This is a genomic window from Pseudomonas putida (assembly GCF_022627325.1).
In the GTDB taxonomy this organism is placed as follows: Bacteria; Pseudomonadota; Gammaproteobacteria; order Pseudomonadales; family Pseudomonadaceae; genus Aquipseudomonas; species Aquipseudomonas putida_X.
In genome coordinates this window covers 29,778-43,801 of the sequence record NZ_JAETZZ010000020.1, presented here as the reverse complement: position 1 = coordinate 43,801, position 14,024 = coordinate 29,778, and the positions used below count along the sequence as shown (strand labels likewise).

General features: G+C 62.9%; 11 protein-coding genes. 2 read left to right on the top strand and 9 right to left on the bottom strand.

Features of this window, described 5'->3' with window-relative positions; translation table 11 throughout:
• Positions 1-157: 157 nt before the first annotated feature.
• A complete protein-coding gene (gene estP, locus JNA92_RS24400; RefSeq protein WP_241807082.1) occupies positions 158-2,047 on the top strand; it encodes an esterase EstP in 1,890 nt (629 codons plus the stop codon).
• Positions 2,048-2,083: 36 nt separating this feature from the next.
• Here estP and trpE read toward each other — a convergent pair whose 3' ends face one another.
• From trpE to JNA92_RS24355, 9 genes are all read right to left on the bottom strand, one after another.
• Positions 2,084-3,565, bottom strand: a complete 1,482-nt coding sequence (gene trpE / locus JNA92_RS24395) for an anthranilate synthase component I (RefSeq protein ID WP_241807081.1) — start codon at positions 3,563-3,565, stop codon at positions 2,084-2,086.
• Between the two features lie 67 nt (positions 3,566-3,632).
• Positions 3,633-4,451 (bottom strand): phosphoglycolate phosphatase, encoded by an 819-nt coding sequence (locus tag JNA92_RS24390; protein ID WP_241807080.1) that lies wholly within the window; start codon positions 4,449-4,451, stop codon positions 3,633-3,635.
• Positions 4,448-5,122, bottom strand: coding sequence for a ribulose-phosphate 3-epimerase (gene rpe / locus JNA92_RS24385; RefSeq protein WP_241807079.1), 675 nt, complete (start codon positions 5,120-5,122; stop codon positions 4,448-4,450). The genes JNA92_RS24390 and rpe overlap by 4 nt, the downstream gene beginning before the upstream one ends.
• A 156-nt stretch (positions 5,123-5,278) precedes the next feature.
• A complete protein-coding gene (locus tag JNA92_RS24380) occupies positions 5,279-6,106 on the bottom strand; it encodes an ABC transporter permease (RefSeq protein ID WP_012316549.1) in 828 nt (275 codons plus the stop codon).
• Positions 6,107-6,117: 11 nt separating this feature from the next.
• Complete coding sequence (locus tag JNA92_RS24375; protein WP_241807078.1) at positions 6,118-7,365, bottom strand: ABC transporter permease; 1,248 nt, start codon at positions 7,363-7,365, stop codon at positions 6,118-6,120.
• 67 nt (positions 7,366-7,432) lie between these two features.
• Positions 7,433-8,467, bottom strand: a complete 1,035-nt coding sequence (locus JNA92_RS24370; protein WP_241807077.1) for an ABC transporter substrate-binding protein — start codon at positions 8,465-8,467, stop codon at positions 7,433-7,435.
• A gap of 40 nt (positions 8,468-8,507) precedes the next feature.
• Complete coding sequence (locus JNA92_RS24365) at positions 8,508-9,632, bottom strand: ABC transporter ATP-binding protein (protein WP_241807076.1); 1,125 nt, start codon at positions 9,630-9,632, stop codon at positions 8,508-8,510.
• A gap of 211 nt (positions 9,633-9,843) precedes the next feature.
• The gene (locus JNA92_RS24360; RefSeq protein WP_241807095.1) at positions 9,844-10,476 is read right to left on the bottom strand and encodes a response regulator; all 633 of its coding nucleotides are present in this window, start codon (positions 10,474-10,476) and stop codon (positions 9,844-9,846) included.
• A 7-nt stretch (positions 10,477-10,483) separates the two neighbouring features.
• Positions 10,484-12,871 carry a PAS domain-containing sensor histidine kinase gene (locus JNA92_RS24355; RefSeq protein ID WP_241807075.1) on the bottom strand — a complete coding sequence of 796 codons (2,388 nt, stop codon included), beginning with the start codon at positions 12,869-12,871 and terminating at the stop codon, positions 10,484-10,486.
• Positions 12,872-12,966: 95 nt separating this feature from the next.
• On the opposite strand from JNA92_RS24355, the gene JNA92_RS24350 reads away from it, so the two are divergent.
• Complete coding sequence (locus tag JNA92_RS24350; protein WP_241807074.1) at positions 12,967-13,962, top strand: alpha/beta hydrolase family protein; 996 nt, start codon at positions 12,967-12,969, stop codon at positions 13,960-13,962.
• Positions 13,963-14,024: the final 62 nt, after the last annotated feature.

The following is a 14,024-nucleotide window of genomic DNA, read 5'->3' as shown; positions in this document are numbered from 1 at the left end:
AGGTCTCGCTCATACTTGCAGGCACAGTAGCCTACCGGGGCGGCGGGCGCAATATGCCCGTAATTACGGGAAACGAATGGACTTGGAAGGCATGCCCCGCGATTTGCTATGGTCGATCGGGCTGTACTCATAAAAACAATGAAAAGGATGTTCACACATGCGAAAAACACCCTTGCTACGTTTTACCCTGGCTACCTTGGCGCTCGCCTGCAGCCAAGCTTTCGCTGCGCCCTCGCCTTACTCGACAATGATCGTCTTCGGGGACAGCCTCAGCGACGCCGGGCAATTCCCTGACCTGACCGGCGGCACTGCCGGCATGCGCTTTACCAACCGTGATGCGAATGGCAACTTTGCACCTGTCTCGCCGATGATCCTCGGCGCCCGCCTGGGTGTGAATGCCGATGAGTTGAACCCGTCCACATCACTCGGGATACGCCCCGACGGCAACAACTGGGCCGTTGGTGGCTACACCACGCAGCAGATCCTGGATTCGGTCACCGACACTTCCCAGACAATCATTCCGCCTGGTCAAGACTTTGCCGGCCTGGTGCTACGCGAGAAGGCCGGTTACCTGGCCAATGGCTTGCGCGCCGACCCCAACGCCCTCTACTACCTGACCGGGGGCGGTAACGACTTCCTGCAGGGCCTGGTGAGCAGCCCTGCCGACGCGGCCGCCGCGGGGTCGCGCCTGGCCGCCAGCGCCCAGGCCCTGCAACAAGGCGGCGCCCGCTACATCATGGTCTGGCTGCTACCCGACCTCGGGCAAACGCCGAACTTCAGCGGCACGCCGCAGCAAGGCGCGCTGTCGCAACTTTCCAGCGTGTTCAACCAGTCACTGGTCAGCCAACTGGGCCAGATAGATGCCGAAATCATTCCACTGAACATTCCCGTACTGCTGAACGAAGCACTGACCAGCCCGACGCAGTTCGGGCTGGCCAGCGGGCAGAACCTGGTCGGTACCTGCTACAGCGGCAACAGTTGTGTGGAAAACCCGCTGTACGGCATCAACGGCACCACCCCTGACCCCACCAAGCTCCTGTTCAACGACTCGGTGCACCCAACCATCGCAGGCCAGCAACTGATTGCCGACTACGGCTACTCGATCCTCTCCGCACCCTGGGAGCTGACACTGCTACCGGAAATGGCCCACGCCAGCCTGCGCGCGCATCAGGACGAACTGCGTAATCAATGGCAGACACCCTGGCAAGCGGCAGGCCAATGGCAGGCCTTTGTTGCCACGGGTGCGCAAGACCTGGACTTCGACAGCGAGCGCAGTTCTGCCAACGCTGACGGGCGCGGCTACAACCTCACGTTGGGCGGCAGCTATCGGCTCAACGACGCTTGGCGCTTAGGGCTTGCCGGCGGTATCTACCGCCAGAAACTGGAGGCAGGCGAACAAGACTCGGACTACAAGCTCGACAGCTACCTGGCCAGTGCCTTCGCCCAGTTTCGTCAGGACCGCTGGTGGGCGGACGCAGCGCTGAGCGCCGGGCACCTGGATTACCGGGACCTCAAGCGTACCTTCGCCCTGGGCGTGAATGACCGAAGCGAAAAAGGTGATACCGACGGCGAAGCCTGGGCTGTGACCGGCCGGCTGGGATACAACCTGGCAGCCGATAGCAGCCAATGGCAGTTGGCGCCGTTCATCAGCGCCGACTATGCACGGGTGAAGGTGGACGGTTATGACGAGAAGAGCGGACGCTCGACGGCCCTGGGCTTCGATGACCAGGAACGCACGTCGCGTCGTTTGGGCGTTGGGTTGCTCGGCAGCGTGCAGGTACTGGCCAACACCAGGCTTTTTGCCGAGGTGGCGCAGGAGCATGAGTTCGAAGATGACCAGCAGGACGTGACCATGCACCTGACCACACTGCCAGCCAATGACTTCACGCTGACCGGGTACACACCGCAGAGCGACCTGACCCGCGCCAGCCTCGGGCTGACCCATGAGCTGGTGGCGGGGGTACACCTGCGCGGGAACTACAACTGGCCCAAGAGCGATGAGTTGACCCAGCAAGGAATAAGCCTGGGCGTCAGCGTCGACTTTTAACCCATTGGGGCCGCCATGCGGCCCCACGCCTGAGCGTTACTCGGCAGGAGACTGCTCAGCCAATGCTACTGCACGGAACATCGCCCGGCGCTTGTTGATGGTTTCTTCCCATTCCAGCGCCGGCACCGAGTCGGCGACGATGCCGCCACCTGCCTGCACATGCAGCTCGCCGTCCTTGATCACCGCCGTGCGAATGGCAATGGCGGTATCCATGTTGCCGTTCCAGGCAAAGTAGCCCACCGCACCACCGTAGACGCCCCGTTTGACCGGCTCCAGTTCGTCGATGATCTCCATCGCGCGAATCTTCGGTGCACCCGACAATGTACCCGCCGGCAGAATCGCCCGCAGGGCATCCATGGCGGTCAAGCCCTCGGCCAGCTGGCCGGTGACGTTGGACACGATGTGCATCACATTGGAGTAGCGCTCGATCACCATCTTTTCGGTCAGGCGCACGCTACCGGTGGAAGACACACGGCCCACATCGTTGCGGCCAAGGTCGATGAGCATCAGGTGCTCGGCGATTTCCTTGTCGTCCGACAGCAGGTCATCTTCCAGCGCTCGGTCGGCCTCTTCGTTGGCCCCCCGTGGGCGGGTACCGGCAATCGGTCGCACGGTGACCAGGCTGTCTTCAACCCGCACCAGCACTTCCGGCGAACTGCCGACCACGTGGAAGTCCCCGAAGTTGAAGAAGTACATGTAAGGCGTCGGGTTGAAGCAGCGCAGCGCACGGTACAAATCGATGGGCGCTGCCTTGAAGTCGATCGACATGCGCTGGGACGGCACCACTTGCATGCAGTCACCGGCCAGGATGTACTCCTTCACGGTGTCCACAGCGCGCTCGTAATCCTCCTGGGTAAAAGAGGAGCGGAACGCCGGCTCTGCCGCCATGGGGCCGCTCAGGTCCAGGCCGCGTCGCGGCGTGATGGGTTCACGCAGCTTGGCCAGCAGACCTTGCAGGCGCGCCTGGCCTTGCTCGAAAGCCTGCTCTTCGGACGGGTCGACCAGTACGATCGCATGCATCTTGCCGGCCAGGTTGTCGAACACCACCACGGCATCCGAAACCATCAGCAGGATGTCCGGCACGCCCAGCGGGTCAGGATTGGGGCAAGCGCCCAGGCGCTTTTCCACATAGCGTACGCAGTCATAGCCGAAGTAGCCGACCAGGCCACCGTTGAAACGCGGCAGGCCGGCAATGTCAGCGACCTTGTAGCGGTCCTTGAACGTTTCGACGAATGCCAGCGGGTCTTCGACATCATGGCTTTCGACCTGCACGCCATCGTGCAGGATGCTCACGTGATAGCCATGCACACGCATCACCGTGCGCGACGGCAGGCCGATCATCGAATACCGCCCCCACTTCTCTCCACCCTGCACCGACTCGAGCAGGTACGAGTTGGCCTGGTCTGCCAGCTTCAGGTAGATGGAAAGCGGGGTATCGAAGTCGGCCAGGGTTTCACAGGCCAAGGGAATGCGGTTGTAGCCAGCAGCGGCCAGGCGCAGGAATTCTTCGCGGGTCATGAGTAGCCTCGGAGCAACAATGAGAGTCGGGCAAACGGACGGGCCGGCTAAGGCCGGCAGGCAGAAGTCAGGCGCGCCAACGCCAACGGGCCAGGGCCTTGATGACTTTCATCCAGAATTTGCCGGTAACCACCACGGAGGGCTCTCTGTCTTGTGAGGCTTGAAGGTCCGCCAACGTTATCCCAGTGTCGGTGACTACGCAACCAGGCAGCAGCAGGCGCAGATCGCCCAAGACCAGGCTGGGCGCTTCTTCATCGATCGGCCGGCCGTGGTTGTAGCCATAGCTGAGCCCAACGCACTGCACACCGGCAGCCTTGGCCGCCAGCACATCACTGCGCGAGTCCCCCACAAACAGCGCCTGGCCAGGCTCGACGCCGGCCATTTTCATGACGAACAGCAACGCAGCAGGGTCGGGCTTCTTCTGTGGCAGGGTATCGCCGCCGATGATCCAGCGGAAATAACGGCCGATCTTCATCTGGTCGAGCAGGGGTGCGACGAAGCGTTCCGGCTTGTTGGTGATCAGCGCCATCTCCACGCCCTGCTTGCGCAGCCAGCGCAGGGTTTCGCGCACACCAGGGTAGACGACCGTCAGATCATGGCTTTCAGCATACGCCTCCATGAACAGTGCAAGGCCACGCTCGGCCAGCTCATCGTCTACCGTGGCGTGGTCCAGGCCGCCGGCAAGGGCGCGGCGCACCAGCACGGGCGCGCCGTTGCCTACCCAGTGCCGCACGGCGTCGAGGCCGGCGGCCGGTCGGCCAAGTTCGAGCAGCATGCGGTCAACGGCTGCGGCCAGGTCGGGGACTGAATCGATCAGGGTACCGTCCAGATCGAACATCACCAGCCTGGGCAGCGTCCCGGGGAACAGCTGCTCGAAGCCGCTCATGGCCGGGCCTGAGCCAGTTCGGCGCGCATCTTGGCGATCACTTCCTGATAATCCGGCGCGTTGAAGATCGCCGAGCCGGCAACGAAGGTATCAGCACCTGCGGCAGCGATCTCGCGGATATTGTTGACGTTGACCCCACCGTCGATTTCCAGGCGGATATCACGGCCACTGGCGTCGATCAGCGCCCGTGCTTCACGCAGCTTGTCCAAGGTGCCGGGGATGAACTTCTGCCCGCCAAAGCCTGGGTTGACGCTCATCAGCAGCACCATGTCGACCTTGTCCATCACGTATTTCAGCGCGTCCAGGCTGGTTGCCGGGTTGAACACCAGGCCGGCCTTGCAGCCACCGTCACGGATCAGCTGCAGCGAGCGGTCGATGTGCTGCGAGGCTTCCGGGTGGAAGGTGATGTAGGTGGCACCGGCTTCGATGAAGTCACCGATGATGCGGTCTACCGGGCTGACCATCAGATGCACATCGATCGGCGCGCTCACACCGTATTTGCGCAAGGCAGTGCAGACCATCGGGCCGATGGTCAGGTTGGGTACGTAGTGGTTATCCATCACGTCGAAGTGGACGATGTCGGCACCAGCGGCCAGCACCTTGTCGACGTCCTCGCCCAGGCGGGCGAAATCGGCGGAGAGAATGGAGGGGGCAATAGCGTAGGGCTGCATGGCGCACCTGTTGGCAGAATCTAGGTGGCGCGCATTGTAACTCAGGGAACCGGATAGGGGCTGATTGGCATCAATGCGTGGCGACGGGTGTCGCCGTCTCGCCGCTACCGACCCTTAGCGGGCTTGCCTGTGAAGGGCCGGTACCGGCGACATGGCTCAGGCGGGCTGCTGAGTCCTCAGCTTTTCACTGCGCCCGCGCAGCCACTCCAGGGTCAGCAACAGCACCACCGAAAAACCGATCAGCAAGGTGGCCGCCGCTGCAATCGTCGGGCTCAGGTTCTCGCGAATGCCGCTGAACATCTGCCGCGGCAGGGTGGCCTGCTCTGGCCCGGCGAGGAAAAGCGTCACCACCACCTCATCGAAAGAGGTAGCGAAGGCGAACAGCGCCCCCGAGATGACCCCGGGGGCGATCAGCGGCAAGGTGACCCTGCGAAACGCAACCACCGGTGAGGCCCCCAGGCTGGCAGCCGCACGCACCAGGTTGTAATTGAAGCCTTGCAAGGTCGCCGACACGGTGATGATGACGAACGGCACACCCAGCACCGCGTGCACCAGGATCAGCGAAATGAAGCTGTTACCCATCCCCAGCGGGGCAAAGAACAGGTAGCTGGCTACACCAATGATCACCACCGGCACCACCATCGGCGAAATCACCAGCGCCATGACCAGCGACTTGCCGGGAAAATCGGCGCGGGTAAGCCCGATCGCTGCCAGCGTGCCGAACACCATGGCCAGCAGCGTGGCCGCCGGGGCGACGATGACGCTGTTGCGCAGGGCGCGCATCCACTCGGCCGAAGCGAAGAAATCGTGGTACCACTGCAGAGAGAAGCCTTGCAGTGGATACACCAGGAAGCTGCCACTGTTGAACGACAGCGGCACGATCACCAGTACCGGCAACACCAGAAACAGCAATATCAGGCCGCAAAGGATACGCAGGCTGTAGAACCACACCCGCTCCACGGGCGACATGTATGGGCTAAGCATCACTAGGCTCCTCAGCTCAGGCGCAGGCGGCTGGCACCGACCAGCCAGCTATAGATCAGGTACAGCAGCACGGTCGCCAGCAGCAACAGCCCACCCAGCGCGGTGGCCATGCCCCAGTTGATGCTGGTGTTGGTATAGAAGGCCACGAAGTAGCTGACCATCTGGTCGTTCGGGCTGCCGAGCAGCGCCGGGGTGATGTAATAGCCGATGGCCAGGATGAACACCAACAGGCAACCGGCGCCCACGCCCGCGTAGGTCTGCGGGAAGTACACCCGCCAGAAGCTGGCGAACGGGTGGCAACCCAGGGAGATCGCTGCACGCATGTAGCTTGGCGATATGCCCTTCATCACGCTGTACAGCGGCAGGATCATGAACGGCAGAAGGATGTGAACCATCGAGATGTACACGCCGGTACGGTTGAACACCAGCTCCAGCGGCTGATCGATGATGCCGATTGCCATCAGGGCACTGTTGATCAGGCCGCCTGATTGCAGCAGCACGATCCACGCCGCCACCCGAACCAGTATCGAAGTCCAGAATGGCAGCAATACCAGGATCATCAGCAGGTTGCCCTGGCGGGTTGGCAGGTTGGCCAGCAGGTAGGCCAGCGGATACGCCAGCACCAGACAGATGGCCGTGATCACCACACCCATCCACAGGGTGCGAGCAAAGATATCCAGGTAGATGGCCTGGTCGGGGGTGGCCTTGGCCAACTCGCCAAGGTCATCGATACGGTGGTCGACCGATGCCAGCAGGTAATAGGACGTGACGCTACTGGTGTTGCGGCGGATCGCCTGCCAGTACGCCGGGTCGCCCCAACGTTCATCGAGGGCCTGCAAGGCCTCTTTATAAGAAGCAGGTTCAGCCTTGAACGGCAGCGCCCGAGCGGTCTTGGAGAGCAGGCTGCGGTAGCCGGCCAGCTCCATGTTCAGGCGTTTGGACAGGTCGCCCAAGGTCTGGTTCTTGCGCGATTCGGCCAGGTCCTGGCTCAGGGCCTTGTAAACCGCCTCGCCGGGCAGGCTCTTGCCGTCCCACTGCGACACAGCCTGGACCGTGCGCGGCAGGCCGTTGACCACTTCCGGGTTGTCGACGCTCTTGAACAGCAGCGCCGCGATGGGCACCAGGAACACCAGCAGGAGAAACAGCGCCAGCGGCGCAATGAGCGCCTGCGCCTTCCAGCGGTTGACCCGCTCGGCGTGCTTGAGGCGCTGCTTGAGACTTGGACCTGCGCCTTCGTTGAGGGGCACTGCAATGGCCATGGCGAACTCCGCAAAAACAGGGGAACAGGGAGCGCCAGCCAGGCGGCCGGCGCTCCTTCGAGGCGCCTTACTTCTTCGCCGCCCAGGCGTTGAAGCGTTGCTCCAGTTGCTCGCTGTTGTCGGCCCAGAAGGCCACATCGATCTGCACCTGGTTGGCGATGTTTTCAGGCGTGGTCGGCATGTCCTTCTTCACCGCGTCCGTCAGCAGCGGTACAGCCTTGGCGTTGGCCGGGCCGTAGGCGATGTTCTCGGAGTAGGTCTTCTGCTGCTCGGGCTGAACGGTATAAGCGATGAACTTCTTCGCTTCTTCAACATTCTTGGCCCCCTTCGGGATGGCCCAAGCGTCGAAATCGTAGATACCACCGTTCCATACCACCTTGAGGTTGCTCTCTTTCTGCACCGCGGCAATACGCCCGTTGTAGGCCGAGCTCATGACCACATCACCCGATGCCAGGTACTGCGGCGGCTGGGCGCCCGCTTCCCACCACTGGATGCTTGGCTTGAGTTCGTCGAGTTTCTTGAAGGCGCGGTCCACGCCTTCCTTGCTGGCCAGCACCTGGTACACATCCTTGGGCGCAACGCCGTCGGCCATCAGGGCGAACTCGAGGGTGTACTTCGCGCCCTTGCGCAGGCCGCGCTTGCCCGGGAATTTCTTCGTGTCCCAGAAATCGGCCCAGCTGGTCGGGGCTGTCTTGAGCTTGTCAGCGTTGTAGGCCAGCACCGTCGACCACACGAAGAAGCCCACGCCGCATGGTTGGATGGCGCCTTTCACATAATCGCTTTCGTTGCCGAACAACGCCGGGTCGAGTTCCTCGAACATGCCTTCGTCGCAACCACGGGCCAATTCTGGCGACTCCACCTCCACCAGGTTCCAGGACACGCTGTTGGTATCGACCATGGCTTTGATCTTGGCCATTTCGCCGTTGTACTCGCCAGCGACGATCTTGCCCTTGCCGGCCTTCTCCCATGGCTCGTAGAACGCCTTGACCTGGGCCGCCTTGTTGGCGCCACCGAAGGACACCACGGTCAGGTCTGCCGCCATGGCCTGGCCGGCGGCGAACAGGCCAAGGGCCAGGGCGGTCAGTTTCAGCTGCTTGCGCATTATTATTCTCTCCACAGTACAGGGTTGGTGAAGCAATCCATCAGTGGGCTTCGGCAATCGGATCGAGCGCGCGCGCGTGCTCCACCTCCCAGCCCAGCGGTACCACATCGCCCACGGCAAGGGCCGGGTCGAGCTCGGCAATCGGCTGTTTCACGAAAAAGTCAGCCTTGCCACAGACTTCCAGACGCACCCGCACATGGTCGCCCAGGTAAATGAACTCGGCCACGCGGCCGGAGAATCGATTGACGCAGCTTTCGCTGTGGCCATTGAGACGCACGCGCTCCGGGCGTACCGACAGGGTTACCGGCTCGCCAGCCTGGCCGACGTTCACCGCCAGTGCCTCGACCCGCTCGCCGCGGGCCAGCTGCACCTGGCAACGGTGACCGTCACTGGCCAGCAGCGTGCCGTTGATGCGGTTGTTCTCACCGATGAAGTTGGCGACGAAGGTGTTGCGCGGCTCTTCATAAAGGGTGCGCGGGTCGGCGATCTGCTGGATCTCGCCTTCATGGAACACGGCCACGCGGTCGGACATGGTCAACGCCTCGCCCTGGTCGTGGGTTACGTAGACCACCGTCACACCCAGGCGCTGGTGAATGTGCTTGATCTCCATCTGCATGTGTTCACGCAGCTGCTTGTCCAGCGCGCCGAGCGGCTCGTCCATCAGTACCAGCTGCGGCTCGAACACCAACGCCCTGGCCAAGGCCACGCGCTGCTGCTGGCCACCGGAAAGCTGGCCAGGGTAGCGCTTGGCGAAGGCATCGAGCTGCACCATGTTGAGTACCCGCTTGACCCGTTCACTGATGTCGGTCTTGCTCAGGTTGCGCACGCTCAGCGGAAAAGCGAGGTTTTCCGCCACGGTCATGTGTGGGAATAGCGCGTAGTTCTGGAACACCATGCCGATGTCACGTTTGTGCGGCGGCACGTTGTTGATGGAGCGCCCGGCCAACTGGATTTCACCGGCGGTCGGGGTCTCGAAACCGGCCAGCATCATCAGGCTGGTGGTTTTGCCCGAGCCGGACGGGCCGAGCAAGGTGAGGAATTCACCTTTGCGAATGTCCAGGTTGAGGTCTTTGACGATCAGCGATTCGCCGTCGTAGCTCTTCTGCACACCACGGAAACTGACCAGCGTCTCACCGGTGGTCGCGTTCGAATTCGCCTCGCTCATGCCTGCACCTTCTTGTTGGAATGACTGCGTAGGCAAAGACTAAAGAAGACGCAAGCGCCCGCAAATCGGGGGCACTGAGAGAATGCCATCATCCAGTTGGAAGCGTTTGTGTAGGGATTGCCCTACACCGATGGCGTTATTGGAATGCAGGTTTCAGCCATCCAAAGGGAAAGCGGTACCCGGCGGGCAACCTCTGTCGCAAACAGAACAGTCAGACCAGCTTGTGCTCCATGGCGTACTTCACCAGCTCAGCCAGCGAATTGACCTTGAGTTTCTGCATCAGCCTCGCCTTGTGGGTGCTGATGGTCTTGCTGGAGAGCGCCAACTGCTGAGCGATATCGTTGACGTTGGCGCCTTGGGCCAGGCGTTCGAACACCGAGAACTCGCGCTCCGACAGCAGCGTATGCAGCGGCCGGGTCTCGGTCAGGCCAACCTCGAAGACCATGCGGTCGGCCAACGCCGGGTCGATGTAGCGCCCGCCGCCTGCCACCCGCCGGATTGCGGTCAGCAGCAAGGCAGGGTCACTGTCCTTGGTGGCATAACCGGCAGCGCCGGCCTTGAGCGCGCGCGCGGCCATCTGCGCTTCGTCATGCATCGACAGCATCAGGATTGCCGGCGGGTTGTGCAGCGCGCGGATCCGCGCAATCGCCTCCAAACCACTGACCCCGGGCATCGAGATATCCAGCAACACCACGTCGCAGGGGGTGTGGCGCAAGGTTTCCAGCAACTGTTCACCATTGCCAGCCTCCCCCACTACCTGCATATCCTTGGCCAGGCCGATCAACTGCTTGATGCCTTCGCGGACAATGGTGTGGTCTTCGGCCACCAGCACTCGAATCACGATCGTTCTCCTAATCCAACGCTATGGTCACGCTCAGGCTGGTACCTTCACCTGGCTCGCTGTTCAACGCCATGCTGCCACCGAGCATGAGTACCCGCTCACGCACACCGACCAGGCCGAACGAGTTTGGCCGGGCCTGGTCCAGGCAGAATCCGCTACCGTCATCACTGACTGTCATACGCAGTTTTTCGCCCTCGCGCACCAGCTCTATCTCCACACTGTGGGCCTGGGCGTGGCGCATGACGTTGGTCAACGCTTCCTGCAGGATACGGAACAAGCCGACGGCTTTTGCATCGCTCAATGCTGGCAGATTATCCGGCACCTGTACCAGGCAGGGGATCTGCGTGCGCGCTTCGAAGCGCCGTGCCTGCCATTCGATGGCCGAGGCGATACCGGCGTCCAGGATTGGCGGGCGCAACGCCGTTGCCACATCGCGCACCAGCTGGAACAACTGGGCGATCAGGCGCTTCATGCTGGCCAGACGCTCGTTCAGCGCAGGGTCGAGCTCGGCAAAGGCCAATTCGCACATCGAAACTTCAAGCTTGAGCACGGTCAGCATCTGCCCCAGCTCATCGTGCACTTCGCGGGCGATGCGGGCCTTTTCTTCCTCGCGCACGCTTTCCAGGTGGGCCGACAGTTCGCGCAGTTGCTCCTGGGACTTCGCAAGCGCCAGCTCTGCGCGCTTGCTCTGGGTAATGTCCCAGACGATACCGTCCCAGACGACCCGGCCGTCGGCCAGGCGGCGGGTACTGGCCTTGATGTCGGCCCATCGCTGCTCACCTTCGCGGGTGAGGATGCGCCCTTGCCAGGACCAGTCCTGATCGTTGGCAATGGCCAGGTCCTGCACCTGATGGTAGTCCGCACGGTCATCCGGATGGACCAGATTGCGCAAGCCCATCTTCGGGTGCTGGATCTGCGCGGGCGTATAGCCCACCAACGCCTCACTGCCCTCGCTGATATAAGGAAACTCCAGGGCCCCTTCCGCCGGCGCGGGCTCCAGGCGGAACACCAGCCCCGGCACATTGCCAGCAATACCCTTGAGCCGTGCTTCGCTTTCACGCAGCGCCGCCAGGGCACGGTGGCGTTCGGTGACGTCGGCAAGGTAAACCACCAGGTACTCGGCATCGCGAAAACGCAGGAAGCTCAAGGACAACTCCACCGGCAACAGGCTGCCATCGGCGCACAGGCATTGGGTCTCGAACTGCCGAGCGCCAGCCTCCCCGGTGCGGGCCGCCCGCCACAACTGCAGCCAGCGGTCCATACTGAGGTTCGGCTCGAAGTCGCTCAGCGGACGCTCCAGCAATGCCGCCTCGGCATAACCCAGCATGCGCCCCGCCGCTTGGTTGGCGTAACGCACATGACTGTCCCAGTTGACCCAGAGGATGCCCACCGTGCTCTGATCGATGGCGAACTGGCTCACGCGCAGCGCCTCCTCCCGTATCTGCCGCTCCGCCAGGTGCTCCCGCGCCGCCAGCAGGCTACGCTCGAGCTGGCGCTGCTGGCGGCGCTGCCACACCAGCGTGGCCCCGGCACACAGCAGCAACATGCCGAACAGCAGCGCAAGGTTCTGCCAGAAACCGGTGGATTCGCTCAGGCGCGGGTATTGCGGCTGCAACCAACGCTGATGCAGCTGCTCCAGCTCTTTGCCCGGCATGGCCTGCAGGCCCCGTTCAAGCACGTCAGCCAGCAACGGCCAGTCACGGCGCGAACCCACCCGTAATAATTGCGGCAGGCCGATGTCGCCGAGCACCGCCAGCTCACCGAACTCGCTTTCCCGGGACAGCCGGCTCAGCTGAGCTTCATCCAGCACCGCGTAACTGGCCTGGCCCCCTACCACCAGCTGCAAGGCCTGGCGCTCGTTGGGCACACCTTGCAGGTTGAGGTTGGCGTAATTGCCTCGCAGGTAATCGGCCAACGCGCTTGGCATGCGTACCGCCACGCGCGCGTTGGCTTCAAGCTTTTCCAGCTCGACGGCCAACGCACCGGTGCGCAGCCCGACCACCAGTTGCGGCACGCGCATGTAGGGGTCGCTGAACAACCACAGGCGCAAGCTGGCCGGTGTTTGCGTAAGCCCCGGCGCAAAGTCGATTTCACCTGCCTGCAGGGCGTGTTCGAGGCTGGCCTGATCAGTGAAGTTGCGCCAGGTGAGGTCCAGCTTGAGGGCCTGCCCCAGCCAGTTCACCAGGTCGACATTGGCCCCGTAGAGTCGCTGCAGACGGCGGTCGAACTGGGCATAGGGGGCCTGCAGCACCAGGCCGACCCGCAGGCTGCGATGGGCGTCCAGCCATTGCTGCTGGGCAGGTTCGAGCAGCACCGCAGGCGCCGCCTCAGGCCTTGCCCAGGCAATCAAGGGTAGCCACAAGCAGCCGATAACCAACAGGCGACGCAATCGCTTCATCTACACGCTCGTCTTGGCAAGGGCGGCCATGCAGCATGGCCGTCGCGGGCAAATACTATTAGGCTGCCGGTATCATTCTGGCCTTGGGTTGATTCATGTTCACACTTTATCGCACGACGCTGGCAATGTGCTGCCTCGCCTCGCTCCTACCACTTGGCGCCCTGGCCGCCGACGCCGAACAACCAGCTCCCCCAGAGGCTGCCGCCGCACCTGCGCCGCGCCCACCGCTGCTGGAGCGTAGCCAGGAAGATGCGCAGGCCCTTGAACGCCTGTTGCCCAAAGCCGAGCAGCAAACCCTGGAAGCCGGCTCCGACCACTTTCTGGCCTTGTGGAAACCAGCCAACGACAGCGATCCGCAAGGCACGGTGATCATCGTCCCTGGTGCCGGGGAAACCGCCGACTGGCCCAATGCGGTCGGCCCGTTGCGGCGCAAGTTCCCTGACGCCGGCTGGAACAGCCTGAGCGTGAGCCTGCCCGACCTGCTCGCCGATAGCCCACAAGCACGGGTGGAGGCCACGCCAGCTGCCGCACCGCAGCCAGACCAGGGCGAGAGCGCACCGGCCAAGCAAACCCCCGCCGATGCCAACGCCAATGTAGCCCAGGCTACCGCGGCGGATGCCGACACGGCAGAAAGCACCGATGCCGAGCAGGCCAGCGAACAGAATGATCAGGCTGACGCCGAACGCATCTTCGCGCGGCTGGATGCCGCGGTGGCGTATGCTCAACAACATAACTCCCGCAGCATCGTGCTGATCGGCCATGGCAGCGGCGCCTACTGGGCAGCACGCTACCTGAGCGACAAACAACCACCGCAGGTTCAGAAGCTGGTGATGATCGCCGCACAGACCCCGGCACGGGTAGAGCACGACCTGGAAAGCCTGGCACCGACGCTCAAAGTGCCGACTGCCGATATCTACTATGCAACCCGCACCGGCGACCGCAATGCCGCCATGCAACGCCTGCAGGCCAGCAAGCGTCAGAAGGACAGCCAGTACAAACAGCTGTCACTGATTGCGATGCCAGGGAACAAGGGCGCGGAACAGGAGCAGTTGTTCCGCCGGGCCAGGGGCTGGATGAGCCCGCAGGAATGAAGTGACCGGCCGGCTTTGGCCGTTGCACCGGCAGGCTGCCTGGCACCAGGACTGCGCGGCTT

Bases quoted from the DNA above. Each gene is read 5' to 3' on its own strand.
- JNA92_RS24365 (WP_241807076.1), bottom strand. From the start codon at position 9,632: ATGAGCGAGGCGAATTCGAACGCGACCACCGGTGAGACGCTGGTCAGT.
- JNA92_RS24390 (WP_241807080.1), bottom strand. From the start codon at position 4,451: ATGAGCGGCTTCGAGCAGCTGTTCCCCGGGACGCTGCCCAGGCTGGTG.
- JNA92_RS24380 (WP_012316549.1), bottom strand. From the start codon at position 6,106: ATGCTTAGCCCATACATGTCGCCCGTGGAGCGGGTGTGGTTCTACAGC.
- trpE (WP_241807081.1), bottom strand. From the start codon at position 3,565: ATGACCCGCGAAGAATTCCTGCGCCTGGCCGCTGCTGGCTACAACCGC.
- JNA92_RS24375 (WP_241807078.1), bottom strand. From the start codon at position 7,365: ATGGCCATTGCAGTGCCCCTCAACGAAGGCGCAGGTCCAAGTCTCAAG.
- JNA92_RS24355 (WP_241807075.1), bottom strand. From the start codon at position 12,871: ATGAAGCGATTGCGTCGCCTGTTGGTTATCGGCTGCTTGTGGCTACCC.
- JNA92_RS24350 (WP_241807074.1), top strand. From the start codon at position 12,967: ATGTTCACACTTTATCGCACGACGCTGGCAATGTGCTGCCTCGCCTCG.
- rpe (WP_241807079.1), bottom strand. From the start codon at position 5,122: ATGCAGCCCTACGCTATTGCCCCCTCCATTCTCTCCGCCGATTTCGCC.
- JNA92_RS24370 (WP_241807077.1), bottom strand. From the start codon at position 8,467: ATGCGCAAGCAGCTGAAACTGACCGCCCTGGCCCTTGGCCTGTTCGCC.
- estP (WP_241807082.1), top strand. From the start codon at position 158: ATGCGAAAAACACCCTTGCTACGTTTTACCCTGGCTACCTTGGCGCTC.